Consider the following 18,117-nt stretch of genomic DNA (forward strand, 5'->3'; position numbering starts at 1 on the left):
TTTAGTCTTATGTCAACCAATGTATTATCTACCTTTGCTGCTATTGGCTTTGGCGGAGTAGTTCAGGAGTATCTCTGGAACTGGGAAAATCAGCAATTACGCGTTGTTTATGAAACCCTTGGTAAAGGTTCTCCGCTATTGCTACTACCAGCTTTCAGCAGTGTTTCGACGCGTTTGGAAATGGGCGAACTTGCCAAATTACTAGCTCCCCATTTTCAAGTTGTAGCCATAGACTGGCCTGGATTTGGTGAATCTTCTCGCCCCAGCTTGAATTATCGACCGGAAATATATCAGCAATTTCTGGAAGATTTTGTCAAAGCTGTTTTTATTACTCCGATTACCGTGGTGGCGGCTGGTCATGCTGCTAGTTACGTTTTACAATTAGCTGTGAAATCAGCTGCTTTCTCAAAGATTGTATTGTTAGCTCCTACTTGGCGTGGGCCTTTGCCGACAATGGGGGCAAGTCAGCAAATAGCTGGCATTGTGAGAGGATTGGTGCGATCGCCTATACTTGGTCAAGCTCTCTACAAACTCAATACTGCCCCATCTTTATTAAGTTTTATGTACCGTCGTCATGTCTTTACTGACGTGGCTAAAATTACACCCAATTTCATTGAGAAGAAATGGCAAACAACTCAACAACCAGGAGCGCGATTTGCATCTGCTGCCTTTGTAACTGGTAATCTTGATGCTATACACGCACAATCTGATTTTCTCAAACTTGTGCAGTCTTTAACCGTACCGCTCATGGTAGTAATTGGGGAATCTAGCCCTCCCAAATCGCGAGAAGAAATGAACGCTTTGATAGCCTTACCAGGAGTGAAAAGTGTTGTCATACCTGGTTCTTTGGGACTACATGAAGAATACCCAGAAGTTGTTTTAGAAGCAGTTCAAGATTTTTTGTTCTCTTCAGAAAATTAAATCCTCGCACCAAAGTGCAAAATCATTTTGCACCTTGGTGCGATCATCAGTATAAAACCCTGTGACAGGTCATACAGTGTTTTCTTCAAACCACCACATTGCATCAAAGGATAATTTTATGATTAAGCAGGTACTTATTTAAAAACCTCAATTGGTATTGAATTGTTTTTCCAAGGTGTTAAAGGCTGATTTAAGACATCGTTAGATTTGACTATTAGTATTTCAAATAAAATATTTCTTGATTAAATTATGTGATTATTTTGCTGAAACCTAAAATAACAGCAAGTTCGCACAAAAAAATAAAAACAATTATCATAGGCGATAATGATTATCCATAAGGTGAGAAAAGAGGAATTTAGAGTATGGTGGCTGACGTAATCAACAATTCAGTTCCCGTTACTGTTCTTACAGGCTATTTGGGAGCAGGTAAAACGACTCTACTCAATCACATCCTCACCTACGAACATGGCAAAAAAGTTGCTGTGATTGTTAATGAATTTGGGGAAGTGGGTATTGATAATCAATTGATTATCGATGCAGATGAAGAAATTTTTGAAATGAACAATGGCTGTATCTGTTGTACAGTGCGGGGCGATTTAATTCGCATCATTGGCAATTTGATGAAGCGGCGCGATAAATTTGACCATTTAGTAATTGAAACAACTGGATTAGCCGATCCAGCACCAGTAATTCAGACATTTTTTGTTGATGAAGATTTGCAAAGCCAACTGTCTCTAGATGCAGTGGTGACAGTTGTAGATGCCAAACATATTTGGCAGCACTGGGATGCCGACGAAGCTCAAGAACAGATTGCCTTTGCCGATGTAATTTTACTTAATAAAACAGATTTGGTAGCGCCAGAAGAGTTGGATGAATTAGAAAAACGGATTCGGGCGATGAATGCGATCGCAAAAATCTACCGCACCCAAAATTCTGAACTAGGAATGGATGCTTTATTAGGTGTCAAAGCCTTTGATTTAGACCGTGCATTAGAAATTGATCCAGATTTCTTAGGCGAAGATGCCCACGTACACGATGAAACTGTCTTTTCAGTGGCTTTAGTAGAAGCGGGTGCAGTTGATGGAGAAAAGTTAAACACTTGGCTTTCGGAGTTACTGCGTACCCAAGGGCCAGATATCTTTCGGATGAAAGGCATTTTAAATATTGCGGGAGAAGACAATCGATTTGTATTCCAAGGAGTACACATGATCTTTGATGGCAAACCCGATCGCCCCTGGAAACCCAGCGAAACCCCCAAAAACGAACTAGTCTTCATCGGCCGCAACCTTGATGCAGCCCAACTCAAGCAAAATTTTCTCGCTTGTCTAGCTTAAAAGGGGATTGGGGACTGGGGATTGGGAAGAATTTAGTCCTTAGTTCCCAGTCCCTAGTCCCCAGTCCCCAATACCCAATAACTATGAACTCCACAACCAAATCTAAGGAATTTGAACAACACTATTCAGGGATACTTTCAGATTATGTAACTGCGATCGCTTGGTCGCCACAAGGTCAAACTTTAGCAGCTACTTCCGCGGCCGGGGAAGTAGTTTTGTGGAATGATGGCGCACTCACAACCTTACAAACTGGTAATGGTAAATCGGTAGACTGTCTCGCCTTTTCCCCAGATGGCAAATTTTTAGCCGTTGGCGGACAAGATGGACAGGTGAAAATTTGGCGCGACACTGAATTAATCGCCACGTTAGAAAATGCCCCTGCATGGGTTGACAAGCTAGCTTGGAATTATACCAGTAACCAACTGGCTTTTAGTTTGGGGCGTTACGTCCAAGTCTGGGATGCAGATACTCGTGAAGTTATCGTGACCCTGAATTTCGATAACTCTTCAGTATTGGGTATAGATTGGCGCATTGACGGAGAATATTTAGCCATTAGTGGTTATAAGGGAGTCAAAATTTGGGATAGTCAAAATTGGGATGAAGAACCATATAGCTTAGATATGACTACCGTCAGTGTAGCGATGGCTTGGTCGCCCGATGGCAAATACCTTGCTTCTGGCAACATGGATCGCAGTGTCACACTTTTGGAATGGAACAACCCCGATCCTTGGGTAATGCGTGGTTTCCCTGGTAAAGTTCGTCAATTGGCATGGTCAGAAGCTACGACTAAAGTGGGTGCGCCAATACTGGCGTCTTCTAGCGTTGAAGGTATTATAGTGTGGGAAAAGCTAGAGGATGATACTTTAGGTTGGGAAGCACGAGTGTTAACTAATCATGTAGGCGTGATTAATGCGATCGCCTTTGCACCCAAAAGCTTCCTTCTCGCTTCTGCGGCGGCTGACGGCTGGTTATGTTTGTGGAACAAAGCCAAGGAAGTATCCCAAATTATTACAGGCGTATCAGGAGGCTTTTCTAGCCTAGCTTGGCATCCCCAAGGTAAGTTATTGGCCGCAGGTGGTGAACAGGGCGAATTAGTTATTTGGTCAAAGATTTTACGGGGTCAAGGATTCGGGCGTAGTTAAGCAATACTTGGTAATTAAAATTGAAGCTGGGCAATTTATTAGCTATGCTGTATCAGCAAAGCTATCTTTGTGTAAATTATGAACATAGTCAAACTGATTTTACTTGCCTGTCCCGCATTTCTGGTATCCATGCTGCTGATCGTCAATCCAGCAAACGCATCCAGCCTGAAATCTTTATACGCTACCCAATTTATGACGGTAGTATCTACACAACAAATTCCCGATCTAGCAACACCAAACTTGATTCAAACATCTCATCCGATTATTGATCAACTTGGTTGTAATTGTGCCAACTGTGTTCAGTCTAAATTTCAGTCCCTACAAGGCAAGTTGCCATCTGTCGGTTTTTGATAAAGTTAGGAGTTATGAATATTGTAGGGGTACAGCAATGCTCATTGGTGTCAACTTAAGCAAAAAGTCAACATAAGATGTAATCTAAGAACATTCTGATTGATGTTCTTAGTTATACATCATGGCTACAAAACGTCCAGCCAAAATTGGAAACCCAGACCTGCGGCAGCAAAAACATGTGCTAGCACCGCGGTCTTCTCCCAAAGGTAGAGGCTAGCGCCAAGGCCAAGGGGGTTTCCCCCCCATGAGCGACTGCTGTTAGTGCATCGTTAGCGACGTTAGGAGCGTCACCTGAAGGGCTTGCCGCAGGCTACCACAGAGACGCAGAGGGCACTGAGAGAAGAAACAAATGCTTAACTGAACTGTATTGGCTTATAGATAGGGATGTTATAAAAAATTTTTAAATTAGGAGTGAAAAGTTAAAAATGAAGAGTTATGGGACAGATAGAGTGACTCATAACTCCTGTAGAGAGGCGATTAATCGCCTCTCTACTCCTAACTCCTAATTCTTTAGCTCGTTGCTTGTACAGGTTGTTGCTGAGACACATTACCTGGTATGGGTTCCAATTTGGTTCCTGGCCCTACAGGAGCGACTTCAATATGATTTAACAAGGTAGTGACAAAGGCAAACAACAAGAAAGGTAGCGATAGCAGAACGACAAGACCCGCTGTTGCTAAAGCATATACGGGTCGCTTGGCACCCATCAATGCCAAAGCTGATGCCAAACTGAGAGTAATTGTAATTAACCAAACAATTATTTGACCGTAGATATCACCGAAAGTCAGGGTACAGACAAACCGATACTTTTGAATATTATTTTCGCTCATCACATTTGCCTCAAGTCTCTCCTAATAGGTTCTACGTTAGAACTATGTTTGTCTTCTAGACAATTTCTAAATATTTTTGCAAGCTTCGTAATATCACTTCACAATCAAGCCACCTTTGGCAGAAGGCAGCTATTCTGGAAGCAAACTTTTTCTCTTCGTGGGAGAGGTAGCAATTTTCATAACCTCCTAAACAAATAATCTCTTTGCTTAATGTCATCTATCAAATTCAGGATATTTCAGAATATCTAGCAATTGTATTTGATTGTAAAAATCGCAACTCACAGATCGCTGACTTCTTTAAGAAGTCAGCGATCTTGTTTGTCACAAACGATTCAGATTAGTATAGTATTTAATTTTTTGCGAGTAAATATTAACTAGAGAAATCAAGTAAAGTCAGGATGTAAAAACAGATTTTTTGATGTTAAATTTTGAGTATTGCCCGAATTTATTGACTTATGATCAACAAAAATCTTTATTTTTCGTGGCAACATTGTTTTAGGAGTGAACGTGAATACTATTTTTCTTCGTAAAGGTGTTTTTTTGTTGCCAAGTGTAGCTGCTCTTACATTCCTGAGTAGCAGCTTCTCTGCAAGTGCCCAGACTGTGGACAAGGTGAGCATTCAGCCATTAACCGAGTCTTCTGCAACCGTAGCGTCTCCCAACGAGTTTAGTCCAGAACTAGACACTGAAAGCCAAAATCTTTCTACAGAAACAACTGAAACATTTACAGCGACAAATTTAGTTAAGGTAGAGCAGTTGCCCAACACTGCGATGGAACAAAACACCAGCACAACAGCTACACCTGTTCCAGGTACAGTGTCAACCTCATCTGCGACGCTCACCTCTGAGGTTGTACAATCGATTTCTCAAACAACTGCTCAACCATCTGCTACCAAAGTAGCACAATCTGATATTGATTTAGGTAGAACTACCCGTGGTGGCAGCAGCTATCTTGGCGTCGCTGCTAACATCGGTTTGAGTGGTGATGGTGACACGTCTTTGGGCGATGGTAATTTTGCGGTAATCAGCAAAATCGGACTGACAAATTCTATATCGGTGCGACCCTCAGCCGTATTCGGGGACAGCACGACAATTTTGCTTCCGATCACCTATGATTTTACCTTCAAATCAGCAGATGCTTTTAGCGAACCATTAGCGATCGCACCTTACGTCGGAGTCGGTGCAGCTTACAAAACAGGTGATAACTCTAAATTCGCTTTTTTGGTATCTGGTGGCATTGATGTACCTCTAACTCCTCAATTTACAGCAACCGCTGCTATAAATGCAGGATTTTTCGATAAAACTGATGTGGGCTTGTTGTTAGGAATTGGTTACAACTTCAATGGGCTTTAGAAGTTAGGAGTTAGGAGTTAGGAGTTATGAATTTAATCTTAATAACTCGTAACTCCTAACTTTCTATTTAGGTGTAACTTTATCAATTACCTTGATTTTGCCATCGTCTCCTACCGTCCAAACATCGTAAACACCAACGACATCACCGTTAGCATCAATATCTACGTTGCCACTGGCTCCTTGGTAGTTAATCTTTTTACCATCTTTAAGTAACTTCAGTCCCTCGCAGACATCAGTAACTTCTGTGCCAGGCCCATCAGCAACTTCACGGATTTTGCTGGCTATGCCAACGCCTGAATTTTCCTTGGCAGCTTGTGCTGCCAATGTCAATAAAGCAGCCGCATCCCAAGCTTGAGGAGCGTATTCCCCTGGCTCATTACCCTTTTTATCCTTCCACAGCTTATTGAAAGCTTCTAGCGCTTTACCATCAGAACCGGGTACTGTACCGATCGCTCCAGTTAAAATATATTTACCATCACTGCCTTTACCAACTTGCTCGGGAAAAGTCGGTGATTTTACCCCATCTGTCAGCAGAATTTGCACTCCCTTCGCCACACCTTGCTGATAGGCGGCTTTTAGGAACAGACTACCAGTTTCCGCGTAGAGTACTGCCAGTACTGCATCTGGCTTACCTGCAAATGCAGCAGCCGCCTCTGTATCAAATGTCTGAGCTTTTGGGTCGTAGCGGACAGGCTTATCTTTATTAACGATGGTTCCACCCAATTTTTCAAAGGTTTGCACGAATGCTTTTTCAAAACCAACGCCATAATCGTTATTAATCACGACTGTAGAAACTCGCTTGAAACCTTTTTTTCTGGCAAGTTGGGCTAAAGCTAATGCTTGGTAGGTATCGGGGGGAGCAGTACGCGCCCAAAAGCCTTTATAGTCACCTTTTTGGGCTTTTTCGGTAAACACAGGACTGGTACTACCAGGGGAAACCAGCATGACTTTATTCGGTGTGGCAATGGAAACTGCTGCACTTGAGACGCTACTGGCGAAGGAACCAACTACACCTGCTACCTTATCTAAAGTTGCCAGTTTGGTCATACCAGCAGCTCCAGCTTTGGGGTCGGTTTGGTCGTCTACTTGCACCAAGGTAACAGGTTCGCCATTCACTCCACCGCAAGCGTTGACTGTATCGACTAGTAAAGGAACTGAACCTAGCATCTGCTGTCCCACAGAAGCCAAGTCGCCTGTTGTCGGTAGCAGGGAACCAATTTTTAACCCTTTAGCACTACTTGTAGTAGTTGAGTTTGCCGCTGGGGTAGCGGTGCTGCCGTTGGTAGCTGTGCTGTTGGGGGTACTGTTATCACCACAAGCCCCAATTAGAAACCCAGTTGTTAGGGTAGCTAGACTTAAGGCTAAGGCGGCGCTAATTTTTTTCATAAATTTCTTTCACTCCTCAGATATTTAGGAGCCTAAAAATAAGATTCAACCTAGATTTGTAAATTAGTTGGATCTTAGTCAAGGTTCCAAAGGATAAATCATATCATCCATCTTTGGGAGTAGAAGTATTTACCCAGACATTAATATTTATTTTTGTACACAGAATATACTCCGTGTATCAATTGCTGAAAAACGGAGAGGGAGGGATTCGAACCCTCGGTACGGAGTTGCCTGCCGTACAACAGATTAGCAATCTGCCGCTTTCGACCACTCAGCCACCTCTCCTGACTCACGAATATCAATGTTACCAGACTTGCCAGTAAGAGTCAATAGTCATTTGTCATTTGTCATTGGTTATTCACAAAATACTAAGGACTAGGGACTGATGACTAATGACTAATTTAAAGGACTTGCGATCGCATCCAAGCTACGGGCAAAGTGCGTAACTTTTTCCACTGGGGAACGAAAGCCCGCTGACTGAATACATCGTAATCGTTGCGTTCAATCGCCTCTAAAATTTGACCGTAAAGCATTGATGCTGCCCACACAGGCCAACGGGCATCGGATGCTAAATAAGTAATTCCCTGGTCGGATGTGGTATAAAATTGGCGGGCGCGGTCAATTTGAAAGCGCATCAATGCCCGCCAACGCTCATCTACCACACCTTTGAAGAAGTCTTGCTCGGTATAGTTGAATTTTGCCAAGTCTTCAAGGGGAATGTAGATCCGTCCCCGTTTGGCATCTTCTCCCACATCCCGCAGGATGTTGGTGAGTTGATTGGCAATTCCGAGAGCGATCGCTTCTTCTGTGGGAACATAAGGTTGTTTATTTTGCCGCCACGGTGCTGCATATATGGTGTTATCCACACCCATAACTGATGTTGACATTAAGCCAACAGTACCAGCAACGCGGTAACAGTAGAGGTATAAATCCTCAAAGGTTTCATAACGACTGCGATATAAGTCCATGCGCTGACCGGCAATCATATCCCGAAAGGGCTGAATGTCCATCGGAAAGCGCTGAAGGGTATCAACTAAAGCTACATCGTAATTTTCTAATGGGCGTCCCGCAAAAATCGATTCCAGCTGCTGTTCCCATAGGTCTAGGGTTTCTGGCGTGGTAATAGCAGATGCGGGGCCATCCACCAATTCATCTGTACGGCGACACCAAGCGTAAATTGACCAAATAGATTGACGTTTTACCGGACTCATAAGCAAAGTACCCAGGTAAAAAGTCTTGGCATACTTTGCTGTGAGATGCCGACAAAGTTTGTATGACTCGTCTACAGAGACCAGCGTTTTCATGCGCGGCGGGGAATCAGGCAGTTGCAGCATTCGTTGCGGGCGGTCGGGTGAGCGTTTGCAGGTTTGAGGAATTTGCTACCGGGAGGGCCTCAGAAATCGCCTGCGCTGTCAGCTTACCAGAAAGTACGGCACCTTCCATACTGGCTAAGTAGCGTTGCATGGTGTAATCCCCTGAGAGATAGAAGTTACTAATGGGGGTTGTTTGCGAGGGACGGTACTGTTGACGACCAGGGGTCGCTTTGTAAACTGAACGGGGCGTTTTCACCACATGAGATTTCAGCAATGTTGCTGGATTGTCTCCCCCAAAGTGGTCGGGGAAGAGTTTTTCTAACTCGGCAATAGTGGCAGCCACAATCTCCTCATCGGATTTGGCAATCCAATCTTTTGCCGGGGCTAGAACTAATTCCAGCATCGAGCGTTCGGGGTTGGCGTATTCACGGCAGGTATTGCTCATATCAGCATAAACGCTTAGGAGGGGCGATCGCGAGAATAGCAAGTGATCAATTTGCGTAAGTTTACGATCAAACCACAAATGCACGTTAATCACAGGTACGCCTTCTAGGCCTTCTAGCTTTTGGAAAAACTCCATTTCTTTCCAAGATGCTGGCAAAATCACCTTCAGAGGGTCAACTGGCATGGCAGATACATACAAATCCGCTGTGAAAACTTCATCTTTGTCCCCATTCAACCCCCGAATCAAGTATCCTTTGACGCTACCATCGGCGTTTAGCAAAATCTCTTTTAAAGGGGCATTCAAGCGGACTTCTCCACCGCGTTCGGTGATGTAATCCACTAGCGGCTGACACAATCGTTCTGTTGGCGAACCATCCAGAAAGGCCATTTTCGAGCCGTTTTTTTCCTGGAGGAAACGATTGAGGGCAGTTAAAAGAATGGTTGCCGAAATTTCATCTGGGTCGATGAAGTTCAGCGACTTGGCCATGGCAATAAAAACTTCTTTATTGACCCGTTCTGGTATGTTGTGTTTACGCAGCCAATCTGTCCAGGAATATTTGTCCATTTCTTCAACGTACTTTTGCCCCTGAATCATGACCGGCAATAATCCGATGCCAAAGCGGATTTTTTCTGGCCATGTCAGCATGTCGTTGTTTCGCAGAATTGCCACTATACCATTAATCGGTGCTGGCAAATCGGGGAAATCAAAGCGACTGTAAGTACCTGGTGCATCTGGCTGGTTGAAGATCATTGTGTGTTCTTTCCACTGCAATCGATCTTCAATATCCAGTTCTTTGAATAACTGCAACATATTGGGATATGCGCCAAAAAAGATGTGCAGACCTGTTTCGTACCAGTCTCCATCAGCATCTTTCCATGCGGCCACTTTACCGCCTAGAACGTCTCGACGTTCCAAGACAATGGGTGTGTGACCTGCGTCTATAAGATATTTCGCGCAGGAAAGTCCTGCTAGTCCCGCTCCCGCGATCGCTACTCGCATGTAACCCTACTGCTCTTCAATATTTCTTAACCGTTTTATCGTTCTCATTATACGTTGCAATCCGTTACATTTGGCAGTTATTGTGCGATCGCTCCCCCAAAAAACTTTTGTCAAAGGGAATTTTACCTACGCGCACCTACCCGAACAAATTGTTAATACCATTGTTGGCAATAGGTTTGAGCGAGCATTTCATCTATCTTTACATAGAAGAAATTTAGGCAAACAAAAGTATTTCCTTTGACTGAAAATAGGGTGATCTCAAATGTGGTCCGAAAGTAGTTGATTTATTTGCTAATTTGTGTATTTGCTCTGAGTAAATATCTGGAGTATTGCTTAAAACTACTTGCAAAACTTTCCGCTTCCCATAAAGGTGTAGGATAAAACTTTATGTCCTCTATGTCCTCTAGGTTGAACAACCCAGTTGTTTACCGCACAACTTATAGGTAAAAGATTATGAGTGTATCGCAGGAGCTAAAGCGCTTTGGAAATCACCTGATTTTAGGTATTTCCGGCACGACATTAAGCGATGACGATAAACGCGCACTCAATGAATTAAAACCGATTGGGGCGATCTTTTTTGCTAAGAACTTTTTGGATGGCACTCCATATCAGGTTTGGTTGGAAAGCTTCAAGGATTTGAACAGGCAGATACGAGAATACACTGAGCGTGATTCCATATTCATCACTCTCGATCATGAAGGAGGTCGTGTAATTCGTACACCACTGCCAATTACCCGCTTTCCTCATGCCTTATTGCTGCGATCGCACGCTTATGAAGTAGCAAAAGCCACAGCTGTAGAGCTAAAATCATTGGGCATCAACTTATCGTGGGCACCTGTAGCAGATATTTTTTCCCATCCCGACAACCCGGTGATTGGGTCTCGCGCGTTTGGTAACACTCCCGAAACTGCTACTCAAGGTGCCCGTGACTATTACCTTGGACTTCGAGATTCAGGAATTTTGGGATGCGCCAAACACTTCCCTGGACATGGAGACACCAGCAAAGACTCTCACATTGAGCTACCAATACTGAATTTAACTTTAGAAGACCTGCGACTTCGAGAACTTATACCCTTCAAAGCCTTAATCGAAGTCCAGATTCCTTTGATTATGACTGTCCATATTTTATTTCCCAGGATAGATGCTGATGTACCAGCAACCCTTTCCCAGGCTATCCTCAAAACCATACTTAGAGAAGAACTTGGCTTTGAAGGAGTGGTTGTATCTGATGATTTAGATATGAAAGCTATCTCAGATATGTTTATGAAAGCTGGTACTGTGGCGCAGTCACTTAATGCAGGCTGTGACCTGTTTATTGTTTCGCGCAATATCAACTCATCATCTTTAGAAAGAACTTATCGGATTGCTGAAGATTTTGCTGATTCGCTCAGTAACGGTAGCTTAGATGAAGCAGTGGTAGAAGCAGCCAGAGAAAGAATTGAGAAACTACTGGCAGTAACACCGCAATATCCCATACATGCTTTGGATAAAGATGTATTATTGCAACATACTCAACTAGCGATCGCTAGTTGCTACTCATAACCCAACGTGCATTCAAGTTGTATATTAGCTAATTCTTAATTTTGAATTTTGAATTTTGAATTTTGAATTGTTTAATGGGTGGTATAGGGGTCGAACCTATTTCTGCGGGTTAAAAGCCCGCTGCACAGCCGGTATGCCAACCACCCTAGTTAATTTGAAAAAAAATGAGCAAGTGCGATCGTATTACATGGCAAGCCTTGTAACACCAACACTAGATATAAATCCACCAGGGAGGTACTGCCCCTCCTATTTCTGTGTTATCAGCACAGCGCCTCGCTTTTCGGCTCCAGGTGGAAAAGATTGCTCAATCTATACTGTGGAATTTTTAGATTGATTTTTCTTAGCCCAGTAACCCCTTGGAGGTCTAGAAATACCGTATTTTTTGCACCACTTGGCAATTGCAACATCAGATACTCCAAACTTGTGACTCACCTCAAGAACAGAAGTTTCCCAAATCATCTTTTCTAGGTCTTCCTTAGAGGGACGCTCAACTTTCCTAGATTTAAGGAAAACTCTGTCTTTCTCTATTAAAGTCACACCAGAATCTTTATCAGTTCGCTGCCTATTGGGTAACACTTTCGTTGATGTATCCTCAACCGAATTACTAGATTCTACGGTTAATTCATTGGCCTCTATTAAGTCCTCAGCTATGTCCTTGTTAGAGTGGCAGATGCGTTGTGGGTTAGCTAACTCCGATATGGAAAGAAGTTTAGATTGATGTACTGTTTTCTCTCTCAAAGCAATATAACTTTTACCAGCAATTTCAGAAGAATGTAGAAAGCACACTTTGTCAAGAGGCTCTATATACACAGCAAGAACATCACAAGACGCAAAATCAAAAGGGACTATGCGATTTCCTGTGCGATTAGAGCGTACACTGGCAATTTTTACTTCCCATGACCCCCACTTGCTTAGTCTCTGGGTAGTTTTTACATTAACTCTGTATAAGTGACCATTCTTGTAGGCTACTAGATCAAAAGGTGCCTTGCCTGTTGTTTGAATAAAAACGTGAAAGCGATGCCTACTTAGCTCTGCTGCCACCTTACTTTCTCCCAAACTACCCAGCCAAGTTTTGTTGTCCATTTGAATTTTCCTTGATTTTTCTTTCACCAGTATGTGATACTGGGTGCTGAGAATCAACAAAGAAGTATAGCCTCCTTATGTTCTATAAACAGAGGAAGATGGAGGAATCGAACCCCTACAGTTGCCTGTACTCCAAGGTTCAAGCTTGGTTGCCGTCCATTCAGCAGCATCTTCCATTCAGGGGTATCTGACGGGACTTGAACCCGCTATGACTGGTTCCACAAACCAGCGCCTCGACCACTTTGGCTTCAGATACCATCAGTGGAATCAATGGGAATTGAACCCATAACCTCCTGCTTGCAAGGCAGGCGCTCTAGCCATTTGAGCTATGACCCCATCAAATAAGTAAAAAGAGCAAAGTAAAAACTAAAAAGAAAGAGAAATATTAAATTCATTCTTTTGACTTTTGACTTTTAACTTTTGACTTGTTTAGGCGGGAGTGGTAGGACTCGAACCCACAACTTTCGAGGTAGAAACTCGAAGCTCTATTCCATTGAGCTACACTCCCAATATTTGGTAGTCCTGGCAGGAATCGAACCCGCAACATTCTTCTTGTAAGGAAGACACTCTACCAATTGAGCTACAGGACTACACAAGCGAGTGGCGAGACTTGAACTCACGCACTGAGTATGGCGTACTCAGATGCTACCGATTACATCACACCCGCAAGTTTTTAAAGCGGATAACGAGACTTGAACTCGTGCCTAGAGTTTGGAAGACTCGAATGCTACCGTTACACCATATCCGCACTATTTAAAATCAAAAATTACTTTTAGAGGTTGCTATTCGTGAGGAAAAAGCTTTATGAATTCGAGGGAAATCGCCTTTGAAATTCTGTGAAAGTCCTGCTTTCTTTGCTCGAATCGAGAACCGAAAATAGAACGCTTTTAAATTTACCCCAAAATTGACCATTCGCTAATAAGAAGTCTGCAAATATCTGAGCAACCATTGATGGATCGTTCCTAAAAACACCGCATCCCCAAGCTCCTAAAATTAAGGCATCGCAACCTTTAGAAGCAGCCAGAGATAATAATTTTTCACCGCGTTTATACAAGATTTCTCTGATTTTTTCTACACTTTCAGGCTCTTTTCTCCAAATTTGACCAGCATTAGGAGCGGAAGTCGTAATAAAATCGACCAAATAAGCTTCTTCGAGCAGAGTGCCATCATCTTTTCGGAATACTGGACAACCAGGAGAGTAAATGATGCGATCTGAGTAGAGCAAGGATTTATGAGCGCGATGAAAATCGTAGTATTCGCGACATTTCAACAAGCTTTTGTACAGTGCAGAACTACGTGTTAAGCTTTCTTCTTGAGCATGAGCGCCTTTGATAAATCCACCACCAGGATTTTTAGCAGAAGCAAAATTGAGAACTCCAATTCTTTCAAATTTCTGCGTAGGCGTAGCCCGTCCTAGACATCGCGCTGTGCGTTCGGCTCCCATAAGCGTTGTCTCATTTCTCACTGTAAATTCAGTCTTTGCAAATTGAGAATTACCTGAGAGAATATTTCGAGCGATCGCTGAAAGAGTTTCCGGCTCGTAGTATTCCGTCCCAGCAATACAGGATACTAATTCTCGGCCAATATTAATTTGCTTACCTTCAGGAGAGAAGTAGTGACCGGCTTCGAGAATTTTTAGGGTGTCTTGAGCGATCGCAATTCGTTTCATACTTTTTCATAGGATTTCCTAGTTACAAATTGTCTCACTAATTTCTAGTCAAGCTGGTGACAGGAATTGAACCTGCAACCTACTGATTACAAGTCAGTTGCTCTGCCAATTGAGCTACACCAGCATTTGGTAGCGGAGCCGGGATTTGAACCCGGTACGTGAAGGCTTATGAGACCCCAGAGCGCACCATAGCTCCATCTCCGCGAGTACCCCTGACAGGAGTCGAACCTGCATCCTCTTTACCCTAAATAAAGCGCCTCGTACCAATTGGGCTACAGGGGCAAAAATCAAAGAATATCAATCACATCTGAAGCTTGGAATATTCTTTTTTCGCCCAATAACCTCTAGGCGGTTTTTCAATACCGTAAGCCTTACACCATTTTTCTACCGCCTTGTCGCTCACACCAAAATCTTTTGCTATTTGAGAAGTTGGTTTACTCCAAATCATTTTTTCTAGTTCTTCTTTAGAAGGTCTTACAGTTCGTCTGCCGGCTAATTTAGAGCATTGCTGAGAACAGTAAGTATCTTGATCTGGCTTAGTTAGTAGCTTGCCACAGTACAAGCAAGTTCCATGTGCAAATTGACAACTATAAATGCCATCTCCATTGTTAATAAGTTGTCTTAGTAATAGTGGTATTTTGTGCCAGCGATTGCGACTTTCTGAACTATCAAACACTAAGACGCTGATGAAACGTTCGTTAGCCTCAATCTCATTTATTGATTCTGCCAATTTTAACTTTCGCTCTAAATCTTTGTGAGCCTTGCCTGCATGGTTATCGGTCAAAGCGTGACAGTTAGGACATAATAGTAGGAGATTTTCCAATCTATTGTCATGTCGATCTCCATTGATATGATGAAGCTCTAAAGGAATAGTACCATCAAGCCAAGTATCAGTGTGACACGACTCACACTTTGGAACTTTAATACCATCCCTAATGAGCTTGAGTTTCAAACTATGCGTCTGAATAGTTGACCCTTTGTAACAGTAATCACTTGCTGGCTTTAGCCTATTTGATTTGCGTCCTCTTCCACCTTGATTTCCTTTATAGACAATGTTCAATTTAGCTAGATAAAAATCTAAAGTAAGAGGTTTGCAATTTAATTGACGACAAATAAAAGCTTTAGAACGATGATCGTCAATCCATTGCCTAATTTGTGCTTCTTTTTTTAGGATGTCATTTCTTCTCATACCTCCATATTATGTCATACGCTATTTTATTGTTTTTAATACGTCTGCCTTTTAATTTATGTTGGATGCAGGAGTTGGGCTTGAACCAACCTCTCCTTGATTCAGAGTCAAGGCGACTTGCCAATTGTCCATCCTGCAATGAATGGCTGCCTCAGTAGGACTCGAACCTACAACCGCGCGGTTAACAGCCGCTTGCTCTACCATTGAGCTATAAGGCAACGAAGCCCCCCAGGTCGGAATCGAACCGACGACCTCCTGTTTTTCAAACAGGCGCTAACTACCAACTGAGCTACCGGGGGATAGGAGAAGAGATCATGTAACGAGAGCGGAGGGAATCGAACCCTCAAATCTACCCTTCGGGAAGCAAGCTACAGTTTCGTAGACTGAGATGTTATCCAGTTACACCACACTCTCAAAACGGAGAGAACAGGATTTGAACCTGCGACGGGTATTAGCTACCCGCTTCCTCTTAGCAGGAGGACGCTTTTAGCCACTCAGCCACCTCTCCATAGTGGGTCGAGCAGGATTTGAACCTGCGCGCAAAAAAGAACAGTTTTACAGACTGTCGCCTTCAGCCAGACTCGGCCACCGACCCATAAATCATTCCCTCGACGAGAATTGAACTCGCATCTGTGCTTTGAAAGAACACTGACTTAACCATTAGTCCACAAGGGCATAATTGAGCGAATTTTGGATTTTAGATTTTGGATTAAATTTTTTAATCTAAAGTCGGCAATCCAAAACCCAAAATTGTCTGACGCAGGGACTAGGATTTGAACCTAGAACATCGGATTTGGAGTCACGAGGTGTTACCGTTACACCACCCCTGCATTTGGTGGCAGCGGCGGGATTTGCACCCGCATCGACCTGGTTATGAGCCAGGGGCTTTGCTGGTTAAGCTACGCTGCGACAGAGGTCAAGGCGGGATTTGAACCCGCGCTAATCGGTTTTGCAGACCAACGCCTTACCAACTTGGCTACCTGACCATTTGGGAGTCCCGACGAGATTTGCACTCGCAATCTTCAGCTTGAGAGGCTGACGGCTTAAACTATTCGCCTACAGGACTGCAACCAGGGTGACGGGACTTGAACCCGCAACATTTCCGCAGACAACGGAACGCTCTAGCCAATTGAGCTACACCCCGATTTTTTGGAATCTGTACCTAAATTTTGAGGTTTTTAGGCACAGATTTTGTTGGTGAACTTGCCCATTTCTTATTTAGTTTTCAAGGTTCAGAAAATTTACTTTTAACTGTTAGGAAAACAACCGAAACTCTAGGTAGCAAGCCTGTTGCATATTACGGATGTATTCAGTGCTTTTGATGAGTGCAAAATTAGAACTTTTTTCGTTTATTGCCTCTACTGCCGATGGTTTGCAAGTAAAAGCAGCTTTGTTGACTAAGGACTCTGGTTTGTTTCAACGCCTTTCCTTTAGTTGTATGTAGAACGTAATTTTGACTCTTGGGAAGCTTGTCTCTCGCCTCATTACAAATATACTACAAAATACTACAAGAGGTGTCAAGGGGTTTTAGAAAGTTTTTTTGAAATTGTCTAGAAAAGCTTCTGCACTTAGATTTGAACTTGCTAAACCCTCTGAAAAGTCAAACTACAGCTTATGATTGGGTGAGTCTTTAAAAGCCTGACGTGACAGACAACTACCTCAAGCGACAAAAGATAATTAGTATTGTCGCGATCGCCTCTAGTATTACAGCTTGTAGTATTGCTCCAGGCACCTCCCCACAATCGGGGTTGAACCAGCCAGTAAGCAAAATCCGTACTGCACAAGTTCAAGATCCAGCAAAGGGCCAAATTAATGCCCAGCTACCGCCATCAGCCCAAGTAGAAAACCCTACTTTTACAGTCCCAGCTAAATTTCAGGGAAAAACAGTTTATAAGGTTCAACCCAGCAACAACGAAAAGGTTATTGCTTTAAGCATTGATGATGGTCCCTGGCCAAAGACAACCCTAGAAATGCTGGACATCCTAAGGCAAAATGATGTTAAAGCAACATTCTTTTGGGTAGGACAAGCTTTACAAGCAAATCCCGACCTAGCCAAGCGTGAAGTAGCCCAGGGACACGCCATTGGCAACCATACTTGGCATCATTGGTATCGGCGAATGGATGAAGCTACAGCCAAGAGTGAAATCGATCGCACAGCCGATTTGATATACAAAACTACAGGAGTCAAAACGGCTCTGTTTCGTCCTCCTGGAGGCTTTTTAAATAACGGACTAGCCGCTTACGCCAAAAGCCAGAAGGACGCTGTAATTATGTGGTCGCTAACTTCAGCTGATACCGATCCTCACGCCAAACCGCAGGCATTTGTAAATAATGTCCTGAAAGGCGCGAAACCTGGTTTTATTGTTTTAATGCATGATGGTGGTGGCGATCGCCGCAGAACTGTAGAAGCTTTGCCACAAATCATTAGTGGACTAAAACAACAAGGCTATCGATTTGTGACAATTCCTGAACTGTTGCAAATGAAGGAATGACTCACCTGATTTTAGATTTTAAATTTTGGATTTTGGATTATTTAATCCAAAATCCAAAAAGGTCTGTTCG

At 43.1% G+C, this 18,117-nt stretch carries 15 protein-coding genes and 24 tRNA genes; 8 read left to right on the forward strand and 31 right to left on the reverse strand.

The window, feature by feature from the left end; translation table 11 throughout:
* The first annotated feature begins 9 nt into the window (after window positions 1-9).
* From V7L07_RS05275 to V7L07_RS05290, 4 genes are all read left to right on the forward strand, one after another.
* Entirely contained in the window at window positions 10-921 is a 912-nt protein-coding gene (locus V7L07_RS05275; protein WP_335055725.1) for an alpha/beta fold hydrolase, read from the forward strand.
* 362 nt (window positions 922-1,283) lie between these two features.
* Complete coding sequence (locus V7L07_RS05280) at window positions 1,284-2,255, forward strand: CobW family GTP-binding protein (protein WP_335055727.1); 972 nt, start codon at window positions 1,284-1,286, stop codon at window positions 2,253-2,255.
* Between the two features lie 83 nt (window positions 2,256-2,338).
* Entirely contained in the window at window positions 2,339-3,397 is a 1,059-nt protein-coding gene (locus tag V7L07_RS05285) for a WD40 repeat domain-containing protein (protein ID WP_335055729.1), read from the forward strand.
* Between the two features lie 78 nt (window positions 3,398-3,475).
* Complete coding sequence (locus V7L07_RS05290; protein WP_335055731.1) at window positions 3,476-3,748, forward strand: hypothetical protein; 273 nt, start codon at window positions 3,476-3,478, stop codon at window positions 3,746-3,748.
* 510 nt (window positions 3,749-4,258) lie between these two features.
* Here the strand turns inward: V7L07_RS05290 and V7L07_RS05295 are convergent.
* Window positions 4,259-4,576: a hypothetical protein gene (locus V7L07_RS05295; protein WP_334766293.1), complete on the reverse strand. Its 318-nt coding sequence runs from the start codon at window positions 4,574-4,576 to the stop codon at window positions 4,259-4,261.
* Between the two features lie 507 nt (window positions 4,577-5,083).
* Between V7L07_RS05295 and V7L07_RS05300 the strand changes: the two genes are divergently transcribed.
* Window positions 5,084-5,929, forward strand: a complete 846-nt coding sequence (locus V7L07_RS05300; protein WP_335055733.1) for a hypothetical protein — start codon at window positions 5,084-5,086, stop codon at window positions 5,927-5,929.
* A 63-nt stretch (window positions 5,930-5,992) separates the two neighbouring features.
* Here V7L07_RS05300 and V7L07_RS05305 read toward each other — a convergent pair whose 3' ends face one another.
* The 4 genes from V7L07_RS05305 to pds form a co-directional block, all read right to left on the reverse strand.
* Window positions 5,993-7,315, reverse strand: coding sequence for an ABC transporter substrate-binding protein (locus tag V7L07_RS05305; protein ID WP_335055735.1), 1,323 nt, complete (start codon window positions 7,313-7,315; stop codon window positions 5,993-5,995).
* Between the two features lie 193 nt (window positions 7,316-7,508).
* Window positions 7,509-7,600 (reverse strand) — tRNA-Ser (locus tag V7L07_RS05310).
* A gap of 116 nt (window positions 7,601-7,716) precedes the next feature.
* Complete coding sequence (gene crtB / locus V7L07_RS05315) at window positions 7,717-8,649, reverse strand: 15-cis-phytoene synthase CrtB (RefSeq protein ID WP_335055737.1); 933 nt, start codon at window positions 8,647-8,649, stop codon at window positions 7,717-7,719.
* A complete protein-coding gene (gene pds / locus V7L07_RS05320) occupies window positions 8,633-10,072 on the reverse strand; it encodes a 15-cis-phytoene desaturase (protein WP_335055739.1) in 1,440 nt (479 codons plus the stop codon). Before pds ends, crtB begins: the two co-directional genes overlap by 17 nt.
* Before the next feature lie 453 nt (window positions 10,073-10,525).
* Here pds and nagZ point away from each other — a divergent pair, with 453 nt between their 5' ends.
* Window positions 10,526-11,614, forward strand: coding sequence for a beta-N-acetylhexosaminidase (nagZ, locus tag V7L07_RS05325; RefSeq protein ID WP_335055741.1), 1,089 nt, complete (start codon window positions 10,526-10,528; stop codon window positions 11,612-11,614).
* Between the two features lie 75 nt (window positions 11,615-11,689).
* On the opposite strand, the gene V7L07_RS05330 is transcribed toward nagZ, so the two are convergent.
* The 26 genes from V7L07_RS05330 to V7L07_RS05455 form a co-directional block, all read right to left on the reverse strand.
* Window positions 11,690-11,760 (reverse strand) — tRNA-Lys (locus tag V7L07_RS05330).
* A 163-nt stretch (window positions 11,761-11,923) separates the two neighbouring features.
* Complete coding sequence (locus tag V7L07_RS05335) at window positions 11,924-12,724, reverse strand: group I intron-associated PD-(D/E)XK endonuclease (RefSeq protein ID WP_335055743.1); 801 nt, start codon at window positions 12,722-12,724, stop codon at window positions 11,924-11,926.
* Window positions 12,725-12,789: 65 nt separating this feature from the next.
* Window positions 12,790-12,872, reverse strand: a tRNA-Ser gene (locus V7L07_RS05340).
* Between the two features lie 7 nt (window positions 12,873-12,879).
* A tRNA-His gene (locus V7L07_RS05345) sits at window positions 12,880-12,953 on the reverse strand.
* Window positions 12,954-12,959: 6 nt separating this feature from the next.
* A tRNA-Ala gene (locus V7L07_RS05350) sits at window positions 12,960-13,033 on the reverse strand.
* 98 nt (window positions 13,034-13,131) lie between these two features.
* Window positions 13,132-13,205, reverse strand: a tRNA-Arg gene (locus tag V7L07_RS05355).
* Between the two features lie 6 nt (window positions 13,206-13,211).
* A tRNA-Val gene (locus tag V7L07_RS05360) sits at window positions 13,212-13,287 on the reverse strand.
* A gap of 5 nt (window positions 13,288-13,292) precedes the next feature.
* Window positions 13,293-13,364 (reverse strand) — tRNA-Gly (locus tag V7L07_RS05365).
* Between the two features lie 10 nt (window positions 13,365-13,374).
* Window positions 13,375-13,445 (reverse strand) — tRNA-Gly (locus V7L07_RS05370).
* A 54-nt stretch (window positions 13,446-13,499) separates the two neighbouring features.
* Window positions 13,500-14,366, reverse strand: a complete 867-nt coding sequence (locus tag V7L07_RS05375) for a TIGR02452 family protein (RefSeq protein WP_335055745.1) — start codon at window positions 14,364-14,366, stop codon at window positions 13,500-13,502.
* 51 nt (window positions 14,367-14,417) lie between these two features.
* Window positions 14,418-14,490: transfer RNA gene (locus V7L07_RS05380), tRNA-Thr, on the reverse strand.
* 3 nt (window positions 14,491-14,493) lie between these two features.
* Window positions 14,494-14,571, reverse strand: a tRNA-Met gene (locus V7L07_RS05385).
* A gap of 2 nt (window positions 14,572-14,573) precedes the next feature.
* Window positions 14,574-14,648, reverse strand: a tRNA-Leu gene (locus tag V7L07_RS05390).
* A 19-nt stretch (window positions 14,649-14,667) separates the two neighbouring features.
* Window positions 14,668-15,555, reverse strand: coding sequence for an HNH endonuclease signature motif containing protein (locus V7L07_RS05395; RefSeq protein ID WP_335055747.1), 888 nt, complete (start codon window positions 15,553-15,555; stop codon window positions 14,668-14,670).
* 62 nt (window positions 15,556-15,617) lie between these two features.
* Window positions 15,618-15,693 (reverse strand) — tRNA-Gln (locus tag V7L07_RS05400).
* A gap of 5 nt (window positions 15,694-15,698) precedes the next feature.
* Window positions 15,699-15,773: transfer RNA gene (locus V7L07_RS05405), tRNA-Asn, on the reverse strand.
* Window positions 15,774-15,779: 6 nt separating this feature from the next.
* A tRNA-Phe gene (locus tag V7L07_RS05410) sits at window positions 15,780-15,854 on the reverse strand.
* Between the two features lie 21 nt (window positions 15,855-15,875).
* Window positions 15,876-15,969: transfer RNA gene (locus V7L07_RS05415), tRNA-Arg, on the reverse strand.
* Window positions 15,970-15,973: 4 nt separating this feature from the next.
* Window positions 15,974-16,063 (reverse strand) — tRNA-Ser (locus V7L07_RS05420).
* Between the two features lie 4 nt (window positions 16,064-16,067).
* A tRNA-Tyr gene (locus tag V7L07_RS05425) sits at window positions 16,068-16,150 on the reverse strand.
* Window positions 16,151-16,158: 8 nt separating this feature from the next.
* Window positions 16,159-16,229 (reverse strand) — tRNA-Glu (locus tag V7L07_RS05430).
* An 84-nt stretch (window positions 16,230-16,313) separates the two neighbouring features.
* A tRNA-Trp gene (locus V7L07_RS05435) sits at window positions 16,314-16,385 on the reverse strand.
* Window positions 16,386-16,388: 3 nt separating this feature from the next.
* Window positions 16,389-16,464 (reverse strand) — tRNA-Ile (locus V7L07_RS05440).
* 4 nt (window positions 16,465-16,468) lie between these two features.
* A tRNA-Cys gene (locus V7L07_RS05445) sits at window positions 16,469-16,541 on the reverse strand.
* 3 nt (window positions 16,542-16,544) lie between these two features.
* Window positions 16,545-16,621, reverse strand: a tRNA-Glu gene (locus V7L07_RS05450).
* A 4-nt stretch (window positions 16,622-16,625) separates the two neighbouring features.
* A tRNA-Asp gene (locus V7L07_RS05455) sits at window positions 16,626-16,699 on the reverse strand.
* Window positions 16,700-16,876: 177 nt separating this feature from the next.
* Between V7L07_RS05455 and V7L07_RS05460 the strand changes: the two genes are divergently transcribed.
* On the forward strand, window positions 16,877-16,999 hold the full coding sequence (locus V7L07_RS05460; RefSeq protein WP_262984296.1) for a hypothetical protein: 123 nt from the start codon (window positions 16,877-16,879) through the stop codon (window positions 16,997-16,999).
* Window positions 17,000-17,198: 199 nt separating this feature from the next.
* Window positions 17,199-18,047, forward strand: a complete 849-nt coding sequence (locus V7L07_RS05465; RefSeq protein ID WP_335055750.1) for a polysaccharide deacetylase family protein — start codon at window positions 17,199-17,201, stop codon at window positions 18,045-18,047.
* Window positions 18,048-18,117 lie beyond the last annotated feature (70 nt).

Origin of the sequence: Nostoc sp. (genome assembly GCF_036916985.1) — a bacterium.
In the GTDB taxonomy this organism is placed as follows: Bacteria; Cyanobacteriota; Cyanobacteriia; order Cyanobacteriales; family Nostocaceae; genus Nostoc.

What these genes read in the sequence shown, in the direction of transcription:
- V7L07_RS05275 (WP_335055725.1), top strand. Translation starts at nt 10, where the DNA reads ATGTCAACCAATGTATTATCTACCTTTGCTGCTATTGGCTTTGGCGGA.
- V7L07_RS05280 (WP_335055727.1), top strand. Translation starts at nt 1,284, where the DNA reads ATGGTGGCTGACGTAATCAACAATTCAGTTCCCGTTACTGTTCTTACA.
- V7L07_RS05285 (WP_335055729.1), top strand. Translation starts at nt 2,339, where the DNA reads ATGAACTCCACAACCAAATCTAAGGAATTTGAACAACACTATTCAGGG.
- V7L07_RS05290 (WP_335055731.1), top strand. Translation starts at nt 3,476, where the DNA reads ATGAACATAGTCAAACTGATTTTACTTGCCTGTCCCGCATTTCTGGTA.
- V7L07_RS05295 (WP_334766293.1), bottom strand. Translation starts at nt 4,576, where the DNA reads ATGAGCGAAAATAATATTCAAAAGTATCGGTTTGTCTGTACCCTGACT.
- V7L07_RS05305 (WP_335055735.1), bottom strand. Translation starts at nt 7,315, where the DNA reads ATGAAAAAAATTAGCGCCGCCTTAGCCTTAAGTCTAGCTACCCTAACA.
- crtB (WP_335055737.1), bottom strand. Translation starts at nt 8,649, where the DNA reads ATGCTGCAACTGCCTGATTCCCCGCCGCGCATGAAAACGCTGGTCTCT.
- pds (WP_335055739.1), bottom strand. Translation starts at nt 10,072, where the DNA reads ATGCGAGTAGCGATCGCGGGAGCGGGACTAGCAGGACTTTCCTGCGCG.
- nagZ (WP_335055741.1), top strand. Translation starts at nt 10,526, where the DNA reads ATGAGTGTATCGCAGGAGCTAAAGCGCTTTGGAAATCACCTGATTTTA.
- V7L07_RS05375 (WP_335055745.1), bottom strand. Translation starts at nt 14,366, where the DNA reads ATGAAACGAATTGCGATCGCTCAAGACACCCTAAAAATTCTCGAAGCC.
- V7L07_RS05395 (WP_335055747.1), bottom strand. Translation starts at nt 15,555, where the DNA reads ATGAGAAGAAATGACATCCTAAAAAAAGAAGCACAAATTAGGCAATGG.
- V7L07_RS05460 (WP_262984296.1), top strand. Translation starts at nt 16,877, where the DNA reads ATGAGTGCAAAATTAGAACTTTTTTCGTTTATTGCCTCTACTGCCGAT.